A 20,137-nucleotide genomic window follows, 5' to 3' on the forward strand; every position below is an offset into this window, starting at 1 on the left:
CGGTTTTATCCGCCAAGAATTACAATGCATCTGCAGTTCACTCTTGAAGTTTAGAGGTGGTAAGTTTGTCTTTCCGTATTAGGAAGCTCACAGCCTAAGGCTTCCCTCTCTGAAAATCGTCAAAAACAACTCATGTCCTCATCATTACTTTTATAAAATATGTTGTCGAAACTTGTTGTTTTTTATTATATGGGCTATTTTTTAAAAAATCAATAGTTTTATTTTTTCTGACAAAAAAATATAGGGAGAAAACTTTCCTCCCTATAACTGCCTTATTAATATTTCTAATTCCTTAGGTGTAATGTCTCGCCATTTTCCAGCTTCAAGCTCATTTAGCTCTATATTCATAATGCGCACTCGCTTTAGCTTTGTTACAGTAAATCCGAAAGCACGACTCATTCTACGAATTTGCCTGTTCATTCCTTGCGTTAAAACGATGCGGAATGTAGACTGATTAACTCTCGTCACTTTACATGGCTTCGTCATTCCATCTTTAATCTTTACACCGCTGGACATCTCATCAATAAACCAATCTGTAAACGGCTTATCAACAGTGACAACATATTCTTTCTCATGCTCATGATCACTGTGCAAAATTTGATTCGCAATCGTGCCATCATTCGTTAATAAAATGAGTCCTTCCGATGCTTTATCTAATCGTCCAACAGGAAAGATTCGCTCTGGATAATTGATATAATCAATAATATTATCTTCAATATGATCGGCTGCTGTACAAGTAATTCCAACTGGTTTATGGAAGGCAATATACACCTTTTCTTTCTCTTCTTTTGCAATAACTTGCCCATCAATCGTTACAATATCACCTTCATTAACGAGTGCACCGTGCGTACATACTTCACCGTTAATACAGGCACGTCCTGCTTTAATGAGACGGTCTGTTTCACGTCTTGAGCAGGATTTTGCTTCGCTTATGTATTGGTTGATTTTCATGTTTTATTCCTTTTCTTATAGATTAAAAGCGTCAATCCATGGCAATATCATTATGCCAAGATTGACGCTCCTTTACTTCGCAAAAACAACTAAATAAATAACCCCAATTACCAAAAATATTCCGCAACAAGCTAACAATACTTTTGCAAGTTTGTCCATAAACATATAATGGTTTCCCCTTTTGTTTGGTTGTTTGCTATTTTAATTCGACAACTGTTACGCCTAGGCCTCCCTCGCCCATATCACCGTAGCGGTAGGTTTTCACGCCGCGATGTTTCTTCAAGTAATCTTGTACACCTTGGCGAAGCGCTCCTGTTCCTTTGCCGTGAATAATTGATACACGAGGATAGCTTGCAAGCTGTGCATCGTCTAAATATTTTTCAACGCGCATCATTGCATCTTCATAACGTTCGCCGCGAAGGTCTAGCTCTAACGACACGTGATAATCTCTACCCTTCACACTTGCGACTGCTTTTTTCTCAGTTTGCTTCGGTGTATTAATGTATTCCATATTGGATTCTTTCACTTTCATCTTCAGAATACCAATTTGTACGCTCCACTCTGTATCACTTACTTTTTCAAGCAATTGACCTTTTTGACCGAACGTTAACACTTTTACTTCATCACCTGATCGTAATTGTTGTTTCGGCGCTGTATTTTTCACATGTACTTTTTGTTTCTTCACAAGCTCTGGCGCTGCCCCTTCTAGACGGCTCTTCGCTTCAATAAGCTCATGGTCTTTCACATTTACAAGCTGTGCTTTACGCAATTGACGAAGTTCATGAATAATGCCTTCTGCTTCTTTCTTCGCAGCTTCGACTTTTTCTTCCCCTTCTTTTTGCGCTTTTAATAATTTTTCATCGCGCTCATCATTAAATTCAATAATTTGACGCTGTAATTCACGATGAAGTTTTTCAGATTGCTTACGATGCTCTTCCGCTTCTTTTCGTTCGCGCTCTGCATTTTTTTGGCTTTCTTCTAGCTTTGCAATCATATTTTCGATTTTGTTCGTATCTGTACTAATATGGTTACGAGCGCGATCAATAACTCGATCAGACAAACCAAGACGCTTCGAAATTTCAAAGGCGTTACTACGTCCTGGTACACCGATTAATAATTTGTACGTTGGGCTTAATGTATTCACATCGAACTCAACGCTCGCATTAATAACTTGCTCACGATTGTATCCATATGCTTTTAATTCTGGGTAATGCGTCGTTGCAACAACGCGAGCACCACGGTTACATACTTCATCTAAAATAGAAATCGCTAGTGCAGCCCCTTCTTGCGGATCTGTCCCAGCACCTAATTCATCAAATAGGACTAAACTTTCAAAATCAGCTTTTTCTAAAATATCTACAATGTTTACCATATGAGAAGAGAATGTACTTAAATTTTGTTCAATCGATTGCTCATCACCGATATCAGCAAAGATGTTTTTAAATACACATATCTCTGATTCATCCATTACTGGAATATGAAGACCAGATTGCGCCATTAAGACACAAATACCGACTGTTTTCAGTGTAACTGTTTTACCACCTGTATTCGGTCCTGTAATAACGATTGTTGTAAAGTCTTTACCAAGCATAATGTTATTTGGCACGATAATTTCCGGATCAATAAGCGGATGGCGTGCTTGTTTTAAATCCATGTAGCGTTCATTATTTACGATTGGCTTCGTCGCTTTAATTCGCTTCGCATAAAGAGCTTTCGCAAAAATAAAATCAAGATTTGCAACTACTTCTACGTTTGATAAAACAATATCAGCTTCCACTGCCACTTCTTCCGTTAACATCATTAAAATGCGTTCTACTTCTTGTTTTTCTTTCACACGTGCTTCTTGAAGTGCGTTATTTAATTCCACGATTACTTGCGGTTCGATAAATAATGTTTGTCCAGAAGCAGATTGATCGTGAACAATACCACCATATACGCCGCGGTATTCTTGTTTTACCGGGATTACGTAGCGTTCGTTACGAATCGTTACAATTGCATCTGATAACATTTTTTGCGCGTTTGAAGAACGCGTCATGTTTTCTAATTTCTCACGAATACGGCTTTCCGCAGTACGAATTTGATTACGAATACCACGCAATTTGTCACTTGCGCTATCGACTACTTCACCGCCGTCACCAATACAATTTGTAATCTTCTTTTCTAAGTCATATAAAGACACAATTTGCGCGACATGTGTTTCTAAAATTGGAAGCTCAACACCGTTGTCAATCATATCGTCAATGAAACGTTTCATTTGGCGACTACCGTACATCGTACTTGCGATTTCAATTAATTCATAAGGACTTAACATACTTCCAATTTTCGCACGCTTAATATTTGAACGAATATCAGAAATCCCTCCAAGTGGTACATGTCCTTTTAAACGGATGACTTTCACTGCCTCATCCGTTGTTTCTTGCAATTCCACAATTTCTTCAAAATCTGTGCTTGGCACTAAATTCTTCACTTTATCACGACCAAGTGAAGATGCTGTATGTTCAAGTAATTGTTCTTTTACTTTATTGTATTCTAATACACGCAACGTTCGTTCTAACATGTTGCAGGTCCCCCCTGTATTACTTATTACGTTTAATATAGTCTAATAAACGTTCAATATCCCATGTGTTAATCACGTTATCTTTTTGAATCCAACCTTTACGCGCTGCTGCTACACCTGTTTCCATATCTTCTAACATTTCAAGTGTATGGGCATCCGTATTAATCGCTACTTTTACACCAGCATCTTGTGCTTGTTTTAATAATTTCGCGCTTAAATCTAGACGGTTTGGATTTGCATTTAATTCTAAAACTGTATTTGTTTCTTTTGCGAGCTGGATTAATAAATCTGTATCTACATCGTAACCCTCACGGCGCCCAAGAAGACGTCCTGTCGGATGGGCAATCATTGTGACATGCTTATTCTCAAGTGCAGTGCGAAGACGCTTCATAATCGTTTCACGGTCTTGTGAGAAGCTTGAGTGAATAGCTCCAATGACATAATCTAGTTCTGCTAATACTTCATCGTCAAAATCAAGTGTCGCATCTGGTAAAATGTCCATTTCAATCCCGCGCAAAATTGTAATGTCTGGATACTTTTCATTCATACGTTCAATTTCTTTCGCTTGTTCACGAAGACGCTCTTTCGTTAAACCGTTCGCTACTTTCAAGTATTGCGAGTGATCAGTAATTGCCATAAATTTATATCCATGAGCGCGGCACGCTTGTACCATTTCTTCAATTGAAAAAGCACCGTCACTCCACGTTGTATGCATATGTAAATCACCCTGTATATCAGAGAACTGAATTAAGTTCGGATACTCTTTAATTAATTCAATTTCTTTTCCATCTTCACGCACTTCTGGTGGGATGAATGGAAGGCCAAAGTGGGCGAAGAATGCTTCTTCTGTTTCGAATGTTTTCACTTCACCTGTGTCTAAGATTTCCACACCGTATTCACTAATTTTCTCGCCTCTATCTTTCGCAATTTGGCGCATTTTTACGTTATGGTCTTTTGATCCGGTGAAATGGTGAAGAGTTGTAATAAATTCTTCTGGTTTTACTAAGCGGAAGTCAATTGAAATATCATATTCATATTGAAGACGAACAGATACTTTCGTATCTCCACTTGCAATCACTTCAATCATATTATCAAATTGTAGTAAATGTTCACGCACTACTGCTGGCTCTGTCGTTGCAATGATGAAATCTAAGTCCTTCACTGTCTCACGAACACGGCGTAAACTACCAGCGCGTGAGAAACGAATTATTTCAGCAACATTCGACAATTTCTCCTCTATTTCCCCGGCAATAGGCAATACCATCGCAATTGGTAAACGCTCTGGACGAGAGCCTACTTGATCAATTGCTTCTAATATTTTCTCTTCTGTTTTCTTACCGAATCCAGCTAAAGCTTGTACTTTATTTTCTTCACAAACAGCTTTTAACGTTTCCATATCAACAACACCAAGTTCTTTGTATAACTTGGCCACCTTCTTACCACCAAGGCCTGGTAGTTTTAATAGTGGTAATAAACTGCTTGGTACTTCTTTTTCAAGTTCTTGTAGTACTTCAGATGTTCCCGATTCTATATATTCTTGAATAACTGCTGCCGTTCCTTTTCCGATACCTGGAATCTTTGTGAAATCTTCAATTTCAGAAAGACTACGGTCATCACTTTCTAGTGCTGCCGCCGCTTTACGGAATGCAGATATTTTAAATGGATTCGCGCCCTTTAGTTCCATAAATAGGCCGATTGTCTCTAGTAATTTGATAACTTGTTTTTTATTCACTTTCATCATTGCCCCGCCTTTCTTTCATAGAAAAAAACTTCTCTTTCCGAAAAAAGAGAAGTTACACTCTGCTACCTGTCTGCCATAGTTCCTTCACCTTTTCAGAAAGAATCGGTGTATCGTCTACAATTATTTTGCTAATTGATGATTTTTGTAATGGTGTTTGTATTTGTTCAATTGGAAGAATTGTTCCAACAATAATTAAGACAAACAGAATGATATACACTTCTAAAAAGCCAAGAAGTGCCCCAGCAACCGCATTGACTTGCTTTAAAACTGGGATTTCTGCAAACATATTCAGTAAATTACCAAGTAGTGAAAGTGCGATTTTTGTAATAATAAATAATACGATAAACGCAATTGCTTGATAGAAGACACCCTCAATATTATTCGCATCTATCCATTCTGGAACAGAAACATTCTTATCAAATGGATACGGAATAATTTTCGCAAGTGCTGGCGCTAAATCTTTACAATACCAGTATGCAACGAGGTATGCGATAATAAAGCTTGTTAACTTTACAAGTTGCAAAATAAATCCTCTGCGTAAACCGAGGAAGAATCCCATAACAAGCAATAAAATGATAATAATATCAATCATGTTTATTCAATTCCTTTTTGTGTCATACTTTCTTTCAATTTCTCATGTTCTTCTTTTAATTTTATGTAATCGTGTATGACGTTTACCGCCGTCAATACCGCTAGTCTACTCGTATCAAGCGAAGGATTCTTGGCATTGAGTTCGCGCATTTTATCATCCACAATCGCTGCTACCATGCGGATATGACTTGTACTTTCATCGCCAACAACTGAATACTGTTGGCCATATATTTCTACATTAATTCGACTTTTATTTCCCTTTTGTTGTGACAACTCACCGGCCTCCAATCACGTACAGAATCCTAAAGTTTATCATACCATGAACCATCATAATATGGAAACAGAAAGAACAATCCGATATGATAAAAATAACAACATAAAAAAGGAGCGACCATTTTGTCAAATTCTATCGTAATACAAACAAGTTCTACAGTAATTGAAGACATGAAACAACAATACAAACAAGCACTTAGCCCCAAAATTCCGCAAGGCGGTATCTTTATGGCAAAAGTTCAATCTTGCACAATTACAGCTTATAAATCAGGAAAAGTGATGTTTCAGGGTGGACGTGCTGAAGCAGAAGCTTCTCGTTGGCAAACTGTCTCTCAAACACCAAAATCAGCTGTAAAAAAATCGGTCAATTCACATCGTTATGCGCCGCCCGCTTCCATCGGCACAATGTCTATTCTAGGATCAGACGAAGTAGGTACTGGTGATTACTTCGGACCGATGACAGTAGTTGCTGTATATGTGGATGCAAAGCAAATTCCACTTTTAAAAGAACTTGGTGTAAAAGACTCCAAAAACTTAAATGATGCTCAAATTGCTGAGATTGCAAAACAACTCCTTCACGTTGTTCCTTACAGCTCCCTCGTTCTTCATAATGAAAAATATAACGAGCTATTTGATAAAGGAAACAACCAAGGTAAACTAAAAGCTTTACTGCATAACAAAGCCATCACAAACTTATTGGCAAAAATCGCGCCTACAAAACCAGAAGGCATCTTAATCGACCAATTTACACAGCCTGATACATACTATAAATATTTAGCGAAACAAAAACAGGTACAGCGTGAAAATGTTTACTTCGCTACAAAAGGTGAAAGTGTCCATTTAGCAGTAGCCGCCGCTTCCATTTTAGCTCGTTACTCATTCGTAAAACAATTTGACGAACTAAGCAAAAAAGCTGGTATGCAACTTCCGAAAGGTGCTGGTAAACAAGTTGATATTGCCGCTGCTAAATTAATTCAAAAGCTTGGTAAAGAACGACTACCTGAGTTTGTGAAAGTGCATTTTGCTAATACAGAGAAGGCGTTTCGCTTATTAAAATAGTATCGACAAAAACAGGAGCCTACAAACTCCTGTTTTTTGTTTCGCTTTAGTCCACTCTACTATCGCCTGTGTATTTTTGTTATAATTAAAATATACATATTTTTCAAACATATGAGTTCCTATTACTACTTCTACAAATGATTCTAGATATTTTACTAGGTGATCCACACGAAAAACAGTTCGAAATTAGAGAAAACATTCAGCTACTAAGTGAACAACCAGTGTTCAACGATTTAATAGAGCGCTATGGCCGATCTTTCTTATTAAACTTTCGGATTCAAAGATTTATCGGGAAACACGATGCCCGCTTGTTAATACATAATCCAGCAAAGCTGCAACACTTCTGTGAGGAACTTGAATTTATGATTAGAAAAAGAGGATTGTTTAAATAAGGAGGTAATTCATATGAACTCTGTTAAAGTTAAAAAGATATTATATGTTTTCGTACACCTCGTGTTCCCTCTTTCTTATCTTACAATCTCTATCATTTGGGGAGCTTTTTTCACTTCCAAATCCACATTCGAAAATATATCTGATAATCTTTGTGTTATGGCCATCTATTACGTTCTCATGAGCTTACTGTGGTTTTTCTATTTAGATCGATTAGACAAAGATGTAGATAAAATTACAAAAGAGATTAATGATAATAAGATGTAATACATAAAAAAGGAGAGCCGCCAAGACTCTCCTTTTTTATGTTAGCTTCGTTTCTGCTTCTTATTTGATGAAGATACTTTATGAGAACCTGTTTCATGTGTCGTCGTTCCTTGCCCTTCTACTTCTGGAGAACCTAGGCTTGATCTTGAATGATCTTTTTTCACTTTTTTACTCATTTATATTCACCCCTTCGCGTTACTTTTTGCTACGAGGTAATAAACTATTCAAAATAAAAAGCGAGAGGAAACCCTCTCGCTTTTTTCATATTTTAGAACTCAGAAGAACCTGGAGTTCTTGGGAATGGAATTACGTCACGGATGTTAGCCATGCCAGTGATGTACATTAGGAAGCGCTCGAAACCTAGGCCGAATCCAGCGTGTTTTGTACCGCCGTATTTTCTAAGTTCTAAGTACCACCAGTAGTCCTCTTCGTTCATACCTAATTCTTTAATTCTGTCTACTAAAACGTCCATTCTTTCTTCACGTTGGCTACCGCCGATTAATTCGCCGATGCCAGGAACTAGAAGGTCAGTAGCAGCTACTGTTTTACCATCTTCGTTCATACGCATGTAGAATGCTTTAATGTCTTTCGGATAGTCAGTTACGAATACAGGGCGTTTGAAGATTTCTTCTGATAAGTATCTTTCGTGCTCTGTTTGTAAGTCAATACCCCATTCTACTGGGTATTTAAATTCAGCACCTGATTCTTGAAGTACTTTAATTGCTTCTGTATAAGTGATGCGACCGAAGTCAGAGTTGATCACGTTGTTCATGCGCTCTAGAACTGTTTTATCAACGAAGCTGTTGAAGAAGTCCATTTCTTCTGGTGCATGCTCTAGTACGTATTTCATTGCATATTTCAGCATATCTTCTGTAAGATCCATTACATCGCCTAACTCAGCGAATGCAATCTCAGGCTCAACCATCCAGAACTCAGCTGCGTGGCGAGTTGTGTTTGAGTTTTCTGCACGGAATGTAGGACCGAATGTGTACACATCACGGAATGCTAACGCATAAGCTTCAGCATTAAGCTGTCCACTTACTGTTAAGTTTGTTTCTTTACCGAAGAAGTCTTTTGATTCGTCAACTTGTCCGTCTTCACCTTTAGGTACGTTGTTTAAATCTTGCGTTGTTACGCGGAACATTTCGCCTGCACCTTCTGTATCACTACCAGTGATGATTGGTGTGTGAACATGTACGAATCCACGCTCTTGGAAGAACTGGTGAATCGCAAATGCTGCGATAGAACGCACACGGAACGTTGCAGAGAATGCATTTGTTCTTGGACGTAAGTGAGCGATTGTACGTAAGTATTCAAACGTATGACGCTTCTTTTGAAGTGGGTAATCAGAATCTGATAAGCCCTCGATATCAATTTTTTCTGCTTTAATTTCAAATGGTTGCTTCGCTCCAGGTGTTGCAATTACTTTACCTTCTACTTTAACTGAAGAGCTAAGTGGAAGTTTTGCAATTTCTTTGAAGTTCTCTAATTCTGTATCGAAAACGATTTGAACGCCTTTGAAGAAGCTACCGTCGTTTAATTCGATGAAACCAAATGCTTTTGAATCACGTAAGTTACGAATCCACCCTGATACTTGTACTGTTTGATCTGCATACTTTTCTGTATCTCTATACAGACTTTTTACTAATGTGTTTTCCATAGTGAAATTCTCCTTTGCTGATATATTTAAATACAAAAAAACCTTTCATCCATAAAGGGACGAAAGGTTAAACTTCGCGGTACCACCCAATTTGTCATAAAGACCAACTTTAACTCGTATGTAATACATACTTCCCGGTTTGTAACAGGCCGGATTCCCGTCTAAGTCTACTCTTGAATACAAGTTTCAATTTCGGTTAGCAACTCCAAGGTGTTCTTCACATATACCGCCTCATCAGGCTCTCACCGTCCCTGACTCGCTTTGGATTATAGTATATACTACTTTTCCTTATCATCGTCTTTCGTTTTGTTAAACTAAAATTAATGTACTACATTCGAGAGAAAGATGCAAGATGCCAGAAAATATATCAGCGATTTTCGCAATATATCGACCGTAACTCCAAATATATCAGCGATTTTTATAATATATCGACTTACCGACATTTTCCGACAATCATGCCATAAAAAAAATTACCGGACTTAATCCGGCAATTTTTTATTACTTACGTAACTCCGCACCAAATTTCTCTTCTACCGCTGTTAATACACGGTTATGTGCTTCTGTTACTTCTTCGTCTGTTAATGTACGTTCTGCATCGAAGTAGTTCATAGAGAATGCAAGTGATTTCTTGCCTTCTTCCATTTTTTCGCCTTCGTATAAGTCGAATAGTGCTACGTCTTTCAGAAGTTCTCCGCCAGCTTCAGCAATGACTTGCTTCATTTCACCAGCTTTTGTTTCTGTTGTTACTACAACAGCCATATCACGTGTCATAGATGGGAAACGTGGAATTGCTAAGTAGTAAGTTTCCTCAGCGTCTGCACCGAATACTTTTGCAAGAGATAATTCGAATACGAATGTATTTTTCACATCTAATTGTTTTTCTGTTTCCGGGTGCAATTGACCGATGAATCCGATTGCTTCACCATCTAATACGATGTCAGCTGTACGGCCTGGGTGCATACCTTCACGTTTTGCTGGTGCATAAGTGATTTGATTTGCCACGCCAAGTACGTCGAATAATCCTTCTAATACACCTTTAACAACGAAGAAGTCTACAACTTTCTTCTCACCTTGCCATGCATGGTGAAGAGCAAGACCTGTCATAACACCTGCAAGATGTTGTTCTTCTTTCGGAAGTTCTCCTGCTTCTGTTGGTAAGAAGATAGAACCTACTTCATATAATGCAACGCTGTCGTTTTTACGTGCAACATTGTATGAAACTGCTTCTAACAATTGTGGCACTAAGCTTAAACGAAGTTGGCTACGCTCTTCGCTCATTGGAAGCGCAAGATTTACAGGAGCTTTTTCGTTCGGCTCAACCATATATTGTTTCGCTTTGTCAGCGCTTGTTAATGAATATGTGATTGCTTCATATAAACCAGCACCTTCTAGGAAGCGGCGTACTTTACGACGTTTCGTTTGTGCTGATGTTAATTTACCACGTGTCATTGTTCCAGATGGTAATGTAACTGGAATGTGATCATAACCATACAGACGACCTACTTCTTCTACTAAGTCTTCTGAAATTGTAATGTCAGGACGACGTGCTGGTACATTTACATGGAATGTTCCTTCTACTTCTGTGAATGGGAATTTTAAGTTTGTGAACATTGTACCCATTTCACTCGCAGAAATATCTGTACCTAATACACGGTTTACTTTTTCAGCTGTAACAGATACTGTACGTTCTTGTACTTGTAAGTTATCAGCTTCTACTACACCTTCAAGTGCTTCTCCACCAGCGTATTTTGCCATTAAAGCAGCTGCATGTTGAATTGCTTCAAATGTACGTGTTGGGTCGATTCCTTTTTCAAAACGTGCACTTGATTCGCTACGAAGACCTAAGTCTTTTGATGTACGGCGCACGGTTTGACCTGCAAAGTATGCAGACTCAATTAGAACGTTTACTGTCTCGCTATCAACTTCAGAATCCGCTCCGCCCATTACACCAGCAACAGCTAACGCTTTTTCACCGTTTGTAATAACAAGGTGGTGGCTTTGTAACGTACGTTCTTGAGCATCTAATGTTTGAATCTTTTCGCCTTCTTTTGCAAGACGAACAACGATTTCTTTTGAACCTAATTTATCGTAATCGAATGCATGTAACGGTTGACCGTATTCCATTAAAATGTAGTTTGTAATATCAACTACATTACTAATTGGACGAATGCCAGCTGCCATAAGACGAGTTTGCATCCACATTGGTGATGGACCAATCTTTACGTTCTTCACCATTTTTGCAATATATAATGGGTTTTCTTCTTTCGCTTCTACACTTACAGAAATGTAATCAGAAGTTTTTTCTTCTGTTTCTTGTAAGTCGATAGCTGGAAGTTTTACTTCACGGCCGTAAATAGCAGCTACTTCATATGCAACACCTAACATATTTAAGCAATCTGCACGGTTTGGTGTTAAACCAAGCTCAAGTACTTCATCGTGTAAGTTTAAAATTTCAAGTGCATCTGCACCAACTTCAGCGTCACTTGGGAAAATGAAAATACCATCTGCGTATTCTTTTGAAACTAACTTCCCATCAATGCCAAGCTCTTGAAGAGCGCAAACCATACCGTGAGAAGCTTCACCGCGTAGTTTTGCTTTTTTAATTTTGAAGTTACCAGGAAGTACAGCGCCTACTTTTGCAACTGGTACTTTTAAACCTTTTGCAATGTTAGCAGCTCCACAAATAATTTGAACTGGTTCTTCTTCACCGATATCGATTAAGCATTTGCTTAATTTATCAGCTTCTGGGTGTTTTTCACATTCTAATACGTGACCAACTACAACACCTTTTACACCTTTATTTAATACTTCAACGCCTTCTACTTCAATACCACTTTTCGTGATTTTGTCTGCTAGTTCTTGTGCTGTTACATCTTTAATATCTACATACTCTTGTAACCAACGATATGATACGAACATATTTATCCTCTCCTTCCCTTACGCTCGTTTGAATTGTTGTAAGAAACGTACATCATTTGTATAGAAATGACGAATGTCATCTACGCCGTATTTCAACATTGCAATACGCTCTGCGCCCATACCGAATGCGAAACCTTGATATTCTTTTGAATCATAACCAGCCATTTCAAGTACGTTCGGGTGAACCATACCTGCTCCTAAAATTTCGATCCAGCCAGTCCCTTTACAAGTGCCACATCCTTTACCGTGACACATCATACAAGAAATATCCATCTCTACAGACGGCTCTGTGAATGGGAAGAAACTTGGACGAAGACGGATTTCACGATCTTCACCGAACATCTTTTTCACGAATACTTGCAGTGTACCTTTTAAGTCACTCATGCGAATGTTTTTATCAATTACAAGACCTTCAATTTGCATGAATTGGTGTGAATGCGTCGCATCATCGTCATCGCGGCGATACACTTTACCAGGACAAATAATTTTAATCGGTCCTTTTTCTTTATTCTTTTCCATCGTACGTGCTTGCACAGAAGATGTATGTGTACGTAGTAACGTTTCTTCTGTAATGTAGAATGTATCTTGCATATCACGCGCTGGGTGATCTTTCGGTAAGTTTAATGCTTCGAAGTTGTAGTAGTCTTTTTCTACTTCTGTTCCTTCAGCTACTTCATAGCCCATACCGATGAATACATCTTCAATTTGTTCAACAACTGCTGTTAACGGATGGTGACAACCTGTTTCAACAGGACGACCTGGCAGTGTAACATCAATTGTTTCAGTAGCTAATTTCGCCTCAATTACTGCTTTTTCTAAGTTGCCAATTTTGTCTTCTAGACGCGTTTGAATCGCTTCACGTACTTCATTTACTAATGCTCCCATACGTGGACGCTCTTCTGCTGATAATTTTCCCATGCCGCGTAATACTTCTGTAATTGGACCTTTTTTCCCTAAATACGCTACGCGTACGTCGTTTAAGCCCTTTAGCTCTTTCGCTTCTTCAATAAGCTCTAACGCTTTTTGCTTTAGCTCTTTTAAACGTGCTTCCATTTGGAACCCTCCTAATTTTAAAAATAAAAAAACCCCGCTCCCAAAAAGGGACGAGGTAAATTCGCGGTACCACCCTAAATTGACAGAACAAGTCTGCCCACTCATTAGTTATAACGATCAATTCTGACCGGAACGCCTTTACATATAAATGGTCCTGGCGCCAACTCCAGAGGTGAATTCACTTCCATCTACCATAAGAATGCTTTCAGTCTACGGCACTCTCTCCCTATATGGCGATTTTGTAAGCTACTCTTCTCTATCAACGTTTTTCATTAATATACTTTTATTATATGTTCAAAAAAGTTCGATACTCATTTCACCACTTTTTTATGAACATGCACTTCAACTTATTATAAAAAGTTTTTTATCGATTCGCAACTGGGCTTTGTAAATAATACGTTAAAATCCCTGCTGCAACCGCAACATTTAATGATTCTGCCCCGCCGTAAATCGGAATATACAAGTTTTGATCACTTTTCGCAAGAATTTCTTGGCGTACGCCGCTTCCTTCATTCCCTACAATTAATGCAAAACTTCCAGCCGGGGTTACTTCACCAAATGGAACTCCATTTTCAAGAGCTGTTCCATATACAGGGACGTTATTTTCTTTTAACTTGTCTACCCATTCTTCTAAGTTCCCTTTCACAACCGGTAAGTGGAAAATAGAACCTTGTGTAGATCGTAGTACTTTACTATTATAAACATCAACGCACCCTTCTCCAAGCACAACGGCATGAATACCCGCTGCATCCGCTGTACGAATAATCGTTCCCAAATTACCTGGGTCTTGAAGGCCGTCTAATAAAAGAAATTTCCCATCAGTAAGAGCTACTTCTTTCTCATGTTTCTCACAAACAGCAAATACACCTTGCGTTGTTTCTGTTTCGCGAAGTACTTTTACAATTGCTTCAGGCACAATATACATTTCAACATCATTAACTGTCCAATCTTTCGGAAGATCTGTCTGATCTGAAACGATAAGTTCTGTTACAACTCCTGCCTTTAACGCTTCCTCTACTAAATGGAATCCTTCTACAAAAAATAAAGCTTTGTTATCGCGCTCTTTTTTCGTCTGCAGCTTTTTCCACTGCTTCACACGCGGGTTTTGTACTGAATCAATGTTTTTCATAATATGTATTTCCCTCTCTTCTTGTCTTATCATTATAGCCTATTTTTCATACATATTTACATAAAAAAGAACAAAAACTAACGTCAGTTTCAATTCTGAAGAAGAGGTGAAGATAATGAGTTTTAATTTACGCGGCGCGGTATTAGCGAATGTATCTGGAAATTCACAAGATCAATTACAAGAAACGATTGTCGATGCAATTCAAAGCGGTGAAGAAAAAATGCTTCCAGGTCTTGGCGTTTTATTCGAAGTCATTTGGAAAAATGCTGATGAAAATGAAAAACACGAAATGTTAGGAACACTGGAGCAAGGATTAAAAAAATAAGCAATAAAAGGTCACCTTAGAAAAAAAACTAAGGTGACCTTTTATGTCTATAAAATTTTTCTTCTCCTAAACATTTCTACTTTACTAACGCTGATTGATGGAGTACAATGTTCAAAATACATTTAAACCGATCGATTTTCTTCATATACATCATTGGATAAAAGGAGTGAATGTTTTATGCACCGTATTACGCTTGAACAAATTTTTAAACATCACATTACGCAAAAATATGTAAACCGTTCTGGAATGGTCCACGCGATTGCTGTCGCTTACCATGCGTTTCACTTAGCCAAAAAGCATCACGCCTCAGTCGATGCTGCGACAAAGGCTGGCTTCCTTCATGATATCGGACATCATACGTGGTACACAGGCGGCGAATGGGACTATGACTTGTATAAAAAGAATGATATACATGCGATTAAAGGAGCAGAAAGATCTCATAAATTGCTTATTAGATTAGGAGAACATCCTAAACTAGCAAAAGAAATTTCTATTGCGATTCTTCTTCATACAGATTCTTTCTTAGTACAGCAAGAAATTGAAAGAACATCTCTTCAAAACATTATTAAATGGGCAGACGAAGCAGATGAAGAACCGGGCGGAGCGCATCATTATAGAACGATTTCTTATGAAAAAGCACTTAAAGCAATTCAGCAGTTAGATCGATTGGTCGAGCGTGAATTACAAATAGAGCAATCGAAATCGAACAATAAAGCAGAACATAGTTATCAATGAGAAAGAGGCATCACTATAGGGTGATACCTCTTTTATTATTTTGCGAAAAATACACCTTTATATGTAATATTTAAATATTACACTCAAAAGCAAAATACTTTATAATTAAATATACAAATATAAAGAGGTGATTTTACAAATGCAACCCGTTACACAACTTTCTAATGAGCAGCAATACTCTATGTCATGGGGACAATTTATTAGCTCCGTTTTATTCGCTTTTTTCGGAACCGGACTTATTACTGTGTTCCTCGCAATGCCCTTAACAATTTATACAGCCGGTCTTACAGATAAAAAACAAATTGCCCTGTATGAATCTATTGCAAATACTGCAAGTATCGTATTACAACTAGCCGTGTTGTTATTCTTCATTTTTAAATTCGAACCCGCAAAAAAATTACTACTAAAATCTTTTAACTTTAAAGTACTTAAAGAATGGCGTACATACGTATACTTACTTCTTTTCTTCGCTATAAACATTATACTCAATTACATCTTGTTAAATTATGTGTTCCAAGACGCAACGAAGCAGCAATCTTCCGCACTAAACTTAGACGTTTTTAAGCAGTATCAAATATTATTACTTCTCGGCTTCGCTATACTCACACCAATTTTTGAAGAACTTATTTTCCGTGGCTTTATACTTCGCTTCTTCTCAGAGCGCTTTCCATTTTGGATTGCAGCCATCATAACAAGCTTCTTCTTCGGTATCGCTCATACATACTCACTTGGAGTAATGGTAATTACTTTCTTCATGGGATTATTAATGGCTATTTTATGTAAAAAAACAAAATCCATTATTCCAGCTATGTTATTTCATATTATGAATAATATGTTAGCATTCTTGAATTAGAAAGAGGTGTCATCGCGATACCTCTTTTATTAATTCGTATCATCACTTCTCATTTCTATCAATTTATACATATTTATTAATAACATCCAAAATAAACCTCATGTAGTAAAATATAACTCATCACCATAGAAGGAGATTATTTATGTCGAGCTTACTTTGGATTTTTTATATGCCACTTCTTGTTTTATGCGGATTTTCCGGTGGTATTTTTTTAATTATTACTAGCATTAAACATCTTAAATTATTTGTGGGTTTAATGGGGCTACTTATCCTATCTTTTGTCACACTACCTTTTGTTTTTTGGGGCATGGGGGTGAATAGCGATACGATCCTCCCTATTTCAACTACTTTATATTGGATACTGTTTTCTTTAACTGGATTATTGGCAGGATTAAATGGATTACAGGCAAAGATTAAAAGTATACGTAATATGGGATTCATTATTTTTATCGCTGGCATATTAGGGGTTATTTTCTGGGTACTTATGTCTGTAGGGGATTCATTCTATATATAATATTTTATCGGAGGTAATACAGAAGTGTTTGGAATATTAACTTGGATGTTATGCCAATTCATCGTTGGCATTTTTTTAATTATTGCTGGCATTAAATATCGTAAATCACTTACTATTATAGCTGGTTTGATTAGCATATCGCTTATCTTTGTTCCTATCATTTGTATAGGTTTTGGAATAGATTTAGAGGGGATGGTTCCAATTTCAGGAACTTTATATTGGTGTTTCTTCTCTTTAGCTGGACTATTAGCTATTATAAGCGGAAGACAAATATCCAGCATTCGTGCTATGGGAACAATTTTGTTTATAACAGGGCTGTGCTCCGTAGCTGGTTATCATTTTTTATATCTCACTCTTTAAAAAGACAAAAAAGCAGGGAAATTAATTCCCTGCTTTTCTATTTGGTTTATTGCCTGATGGTAAGAAGAACGATAACACCCAAGCAATACCTGCGAGTATTGTCGCAATTAAGAAGGCATCGTTAATACCGTTAATTGCAGATAGCTTTGAAATTTGTCCGAATAATAGTTGTGTACTCATCGCATCTCCTGCTTGAGCTGATCCGGCTAATGCCGCTAAGCTTTGGCCCATACCGTGTACTTTATCAACTAAAATCGGGTTTGACGTTGTTAACATATTGCCATAATCCGCTACGTGAGCAGTAGTTTGTTGCGTCATAAGCGTGATTAATATCGCTGTTCCAATTGAACCAGCTACTTGTCTTGACGTATTTTGCGTTGCTGTACCGTGAGAAATTAATTTCATCGGCAGTGCATTCATACCAGCTGTCATAATTGGCATCATAATGAATGACATACCAATTGAGCGTATAATATAATCCGTCATAATAACGCTATACGGTGTATCCATCGATAAGGTTGTAAATTTATATGTCGCAAATGTTGTAATGGCTAATCCGACAATTGCTAACGGACGAATACCATACTTATCAAATAGTTTACCTGCAACTGGTCCCATGATCCCCATAATTAATGATCCTGGAAGTAATAATAAACCAGATTCCATCGGTGTAAAACCGCGAATGTTTTGCAAGTATACTGGAAGTAATAACATACCTCCGAATAAGGCCATCGTTACAATCGCGTTAATTACTAATGTGAAAGTGAACGTCGGATATTTAAACACTTGTAAATCAAGCATTTTATTGTCTGTTGTTAACTCTCTCCAAATAAATACAGCTAAACCAATGACACCGATGATAAGTGTTATAACAACTTCTGCACTAGTCCAGCCATTATTTCCAGCTTCACTAAATCCGTACAGTAAGCTACCTAGTCCAATACTTGAACTAATAACACCGAATACATCTAACTTTGTTTTAGACACTGGCTGAGCTAGTGTAAAGAATTTTAAAGATAAGAACGTAATAATTAAACCGATAACAAACATCCCATAGAACATTAAGTTCCAGCTATAGTTTTCAATTACCCAACCTGTTACAGTTGGTCCGATAGCTGGTGCTAAAATCATCGCTACCCCAAGTAGTCCCATAGCTGCTCCGCGTTTATTAGGCGGGAATAATGTCATGAAGATATTCATACCAACTGGCATTAAAATACCTGCACCAACCGCTTGAATAACGCGGCCCGTCATCATCATTGTGAAGTTTCCTGATGTAGCACAAATGATAGATCCTACAGTGAAGAATAACATTGCTGCTATGAATAATTTACGATACGTAAACCGTGAAACTAAAAATGCACTGATTGGTACTAAAATTCCGTTTACAAGCATGAAGCCTGTAATTAGCCATTGTGCTGTTGAAGTTGATACGTTAAATTCGTTCATTAATGGAGGCAGTGCAACATTAATGATCGTTTGGTTTAAAATAGAAACGAACATACCGAGAATTAATACAGCTACAACTGCTTTTACATTCACATTCTCTACCGGCAATTGTCTCTTCAGCATTTCTTTTTCCTGTTTTACTTGCTCTTGCTTCCCTGTTTCTAATTCCACTACGTTAGAAGCTTCTGTTTCTTGTTTTTGTTCAAGTTCTTTCTCTACTGTTTCTGCTTGACTTACTTCTATCTTACTTACGGCTGGGACTTGTTCTTCTCCCACATTCGTTTTTTTCTTTCGTAAAAGACGATTTATAAGGAAGAAGACGATTATACAAAATAGTGCATATCCTACAATTGCAATTGAGGACATCTCATCTCCCCCTTACTTATGAATACGAACTGACACATTCATTCCAGGAACAATATTTACTGATTTACTATGATCTAAAGAAATTTTAACTGGTACAACTTGCTTTACTTTCGTATAGTTCGCTGTTGAGTTACTTGATGGTAACATCGAGAATGTATTCGCCGTTGTTAATCCAACTTGTTCTACTTTTCCTGTTAACGTTGTATCTGGGTATGCATCTACATACACATCTACTGTTTGGCCTTTTTGAACATCATCAATATTTGTTTCTTCAATATTTGCTGTTACCCATAAATTGTTCATATCAAATGCATAAGCAATTGGGCTTCCTGCTCCAACGAACGCATTAGTTGTTGCGTTTGATTGTACAACTGTTGCATTTTGTGGAATTGTTACATCTACTGTTTGCTCACCATTTGCTCCTGCTACAGTAACCGCACCTAATTTATCGTTCTCATTGTAGTTTTTTCCTACTTCAGCTTTCCAGTCTGTTAATTTACCTGCTACTGGTGATGCAATTGGGATTACTTTCCCATCAATCTTTGCATTTTCTGTTTTTAAATAGTTTTCCGATTGATTGTAATAGTAATAACCGCCAATACCGCCGCCAACTAATACAATTAATGTGATAATGTTGATAATTACCATTCTTCGAAACTGATTCATTGCATTCCTCTCCTTATATCGCATATAATTTTTTTCTAAACTATTTACACCCTTAGTGTTTATATTGTTTAATTGTTAATTATATTAACCTTTAAACAAAAAAAGCACACCTTTTACGATGCAAACTATGTTTTGTCTGCATCCTAGCGGTGCTGATTTCTAAAGGACTATCGTTTATAATTATAAATAATTATCCCGAATCTACAACCAACAATTTAAACCTATATGTTGTTTAAACAACATTACACTATACATGTGTTGTTTAAATTCAAAAAATTA

The 20,137-nt window shown here is 37.4% G+C and carries 20 protein-coding genes and 3 other annotated features (1 of these 23 cut by a window edge); of the genes, 8 read left to right on the forward strand and 12 right to left on the reverse strand.

Going from position 1 to position 20,137, the window contains the following annotated elements; all coding sequences use genetic code 11:
* Positions 1 to 154: a binding site (T-box leader), on the reverse strand (it extends 97 nt beyond the left edge of the window).
* Between the two features lie 107 nt (positions 155 to 261).
* The 5 genes from ABH957_RS16295 to zapA form a co-directional block, all read right to left on the reverse strand.
* Complete coding sequence (locus ABH957_RS16295) at positions 262 to 951, reverse strand: 23S rRNA pseudouridine(2604) synthase RluF (protein ID WP_404454213.1); 690 nt, start codon at positions 949 to 951, stop codon at positions 262 to 264.
* Positions 952 to 1,147: 196 nt separating this feature from the next.
* Positions 1,148 to 3,508 (reverse strand): endonuclease MutS2, encoded by a 2,361-nt coding sequence (locus tag ABH957_RS16300; RefSeq protein ID WP_404491709.1) that lies wholly within the window; start codon positions 3,506 to 3,508, stop codon positions 1,148 to 1,150.
* A 19-nt stretch (positions 3,509 to 3,527) separates the two neighbouring features.
* Entirely contained in the window at positions 3,528 to 5,246 is a 1,719-nt protein-coding gene (gene polX / locus ABH957_RS16305) for a DNA polymerase/3'-5' exonuclease PolX (protein ID WP_002129332.1), read from the reverse strand.
* Between the two features lie 55 nt (positions 5,247 to 5,301).
* Positions 5,302 to 5,841, reverse strand: coding sequence for a CvpA family protein (locus ABH957_RS16310; protein ID WP_002129333.1), 540 nt, complete (start codon positions 5,839 to 5,841; stop codon positions 5,302 to 5,304).
* A gap of 2 nt (positions 5,842 to 5,843) precedes the next feature.
* Positions 5,844 to 6,113: a cell division protein ZapA gene (zapA, locus tag ABH957_RS16315; RefSeq protein ID WP_002112165.1), complete on the reverse strand. Its 270-nt coding sequence runs from the start codon at positions 6,111 to 6,113 to the stop codon at positions 5,844 to 5,846.
* A 123-nt stretch (positions 6,114 to 6,236) separates the two neighbouring features.
* Between zapA and rnhC the strand changes: the two genes are divergently transcribed.
* The 3 genes from rnhC (at position 6,237) to ABH957_RS16330 (ending at position 7,829) form a co-directional block, all read left to right on the forward strand.
* The gene (rnhC, locus tag ABH957_RS16320; protein ID WP_404491711.1) at positions 6,237 to 7,172 is read left to right on the forward strand and encodes a ribonuclease HIII; all 936 of its coding nucleotides are present in this window, start codon (positions 6,237 to 6,239) and stop codon (positions 7,170 to 7,172) included.
* 137 nt (positions 7,173 to 7,309) lie between these two features.
* On the forward strand, positions 7,310 to 7,564 hold the full coding sequence (locus ABH957_RS16325; RefSeq protein WP_404491713.1) for a hypothetical protein: 255 nt from the start codon (positions 7,310 to 7,312) through the stop codon (positions 7,562 to 7,564).
* Positions 7,565 to 7,577: 13 nt separating this feature from the next.
* On the forward strand, positions 7,578 to 7,829 hold the full coding sequence (locus tag ABH957_RS16330) for a hypothetical protein (protein WP_404454226.1): 252 nt from the start codon (positions 7,578 to 7,580) through the stop codon (positions 7,827 to 7,829).
* Positions 7,830 to 7,870: 41 nt separating this feature from the next.
* On the opposite strand, the gene ABH957_RS16335 is transcribed toward ABH957_RS16330, so the two are convergent.
* From ABH957_RS16335 to ABH957_RS16355, 5 genes are all read right to left on the reverse strand, one after another.
* Positions 7,871 to 8,005 (reverse strand): YuzL family protein, encoded by a 135-nt coding sequence (locus tag ABH957_RS16335; protein WP_000039594.1) that lies wholly within the window; start codon positions 8,003 to 8,005, stop codon positions 7,871 to 7,873.
* A 92-nt stretch (positions 8,006 to 8,097) separates the two neighbouring features.
* Positions 8,098 to 9,489 (reverse strand): asparagine--tRNA ligase, encoded by a 1,392-nt coding sequence (gene asnS, locus ABH957_RS16340; protein ID WP_002015453.1) that lies wholly within the window; start codon positions 9,487 to 9,489, stop codon positions 8,098 to 8,100.
* A gap of 52 nt (positions 9,490 to 9,541) precedes the next feature.
* Positions 9,542 to 9,793: a binding site (T-box leader), on the reverse strand.
* Positions 9,794 to 9,987: 194 nt separating this feature from the next.
* On the reverse strand, positions 9,988 to 12,408 hold the full coding sequence (gene pheT / locus ABH957_RS16345) for a phenylalanine--tRNA ligase subunit beta (RefSeq protein WP_404454229.1): 2,421 nt from the start codon (positions 12,406 to 12,408) through the stop codon (positions 9,988 to 9,990).
* Between the two features lie 18 nt (positions 12,409 to 12,426).
* The gene (pheS, locus tag ABH957_RS16350; protein WP_002015457.1) at positions 12,427 to 13,461 is read right to left on the reverse strand and encodes a phenylalanine--tRNA ligase subunit alpha; all 1,035 of its coding nucleotides are present in this window, start codon (positions 13,459 to 13,461) and stop codon (positions 12,427 to 12,429) included.
* Positions 13,462 to 13,504: 43 nt separating this feature from the next.
* Positions 13,505 to 13,733 (reverse strand) — a binding site (T-box leader).
* A gap of 92 nt (positions 13,734 to 13,825) precedes the next feature.
* The gene (locus ABH957_RS16355; RefSeq protein WP_002015458.1) at positions 13,826 to 14,623 is read right to left on the reverse strand and encodes a TrmH family RNA methyltransferase; all 798 of its coding nucleotides are present in this window, start codon (positions 14,621 to 14,623) and stop codon (positions 13,826 to 13,828) included.
* A gap of 82 nt (positions 14,624 to 14,705) precedes the next feature.
* Here ABH957_RS16355 and sspI point away from each other — a divergent pair, with 82 nt between their 5' ends.
* The 5 genes from sspI to ABH957_RS16380 all read left to right on the forward strand — a co-directional run bounded on the left by sspI (position 14,706) and on the right by ABH957_RS16380 (position 17,377).
* Positions 14,706 to 14,915, forward strand: a complete 210-nt coding sequence (gene sspI, locus ABH957_RS16360) for a small acid-soluble spore protein SspI (protein ID WP_000009511.1) — start codon at positions 14,706 to 14,708, stop codon at positions 14,913 to 14,915.
* 177 nt (positions 14,916 to 15,092) lie between these two features.
* Entirely contained in the window at positions 15,093 to 15,650 is a 558-nt protein-coding gene (locus ABH957_RS16365) for an HD domain-containing protein (RefSeq protein ID WP_367962333.1), read from the forward strand.
* A gap of 139 nt (positions 15,651 to 15,789) precedes the next feature.
* Positions 15,790 to 16,503, forward strand: coding sequence for a CPBP family intramembrane glutamic endopeptidase (locus ABH957_RS16370; protein ID WP_404511817.1), 714 nt, complete (start codon positions 15,790 to 15,792; stop codon positions 16,501 to 16,503).
* Positions 16,504 to 16,645: 142 nt separating this feature from the next.
* Positions 16,646 to 17,017 (forward strand): DNA-binding protein, encoded by a 372-nt coding sequence (locus ABH957_RS16375; protein ID WP_404443542.1) that lies wholly within the window; start codon positions 16,646 to 16,648, stop codon positions 17,015 to 17,017.
* Between the two features lie 24 nt (positions 17,018 to 17,041).
* Positions 17,042 to 17,377, forward strand: coding sequence for an ammonia permease (locus ABH957_RS16380; RefSeq protein WP_404511819.1), 336 nt, complete (start codon positions 17,042 to 17,044; stop codon positions 17,375 to 17,377).
* 21 nt (positions 17,378 to 17,398) lie between these two features.
* Here the strand turns inward: ABH957_RS16380 and ABH957_RS16385 are convergent, their stop codons facing one another.
* Complete coding sequence (locus ABH957_RS16385; RefSeq protein WP_002088915.1) at positions 17,399 to 19,192, reverse strand: DHA2 family efflux MFS transporter permease subunit; 1,794 nt, start codon at positions 19,190 to 19,192, stop codon at positions 17,399 to 17,401.
* Between the two features lie 12 nt (positions 19,193 to 19,204).
* Positions 19,205 to 19,858: an HlyD family secretion protein gene (locus ABH957_RS16390; RefSeq protein ID WP_002088916.1), complete on the reverse strand. Its 654-nt coding sequence runs from the start codon at positions 19,856 to 19,858 to the stop codon at positions 19,205 to 19,207.
* Positions 19,859 to 20,137 lie beyond the last annotated feature (279 nt).

It is taken from the genome of Bacillus sp. RC242 (assembly GCF_044908245.1).
In the GTDB taxonomy this organism is placed as follows: Bacteria; Bacillota; Bacilli; order Bacillales; family Bacillaceae_G; genus Bacillus_A; species Bacillus_A mycoides.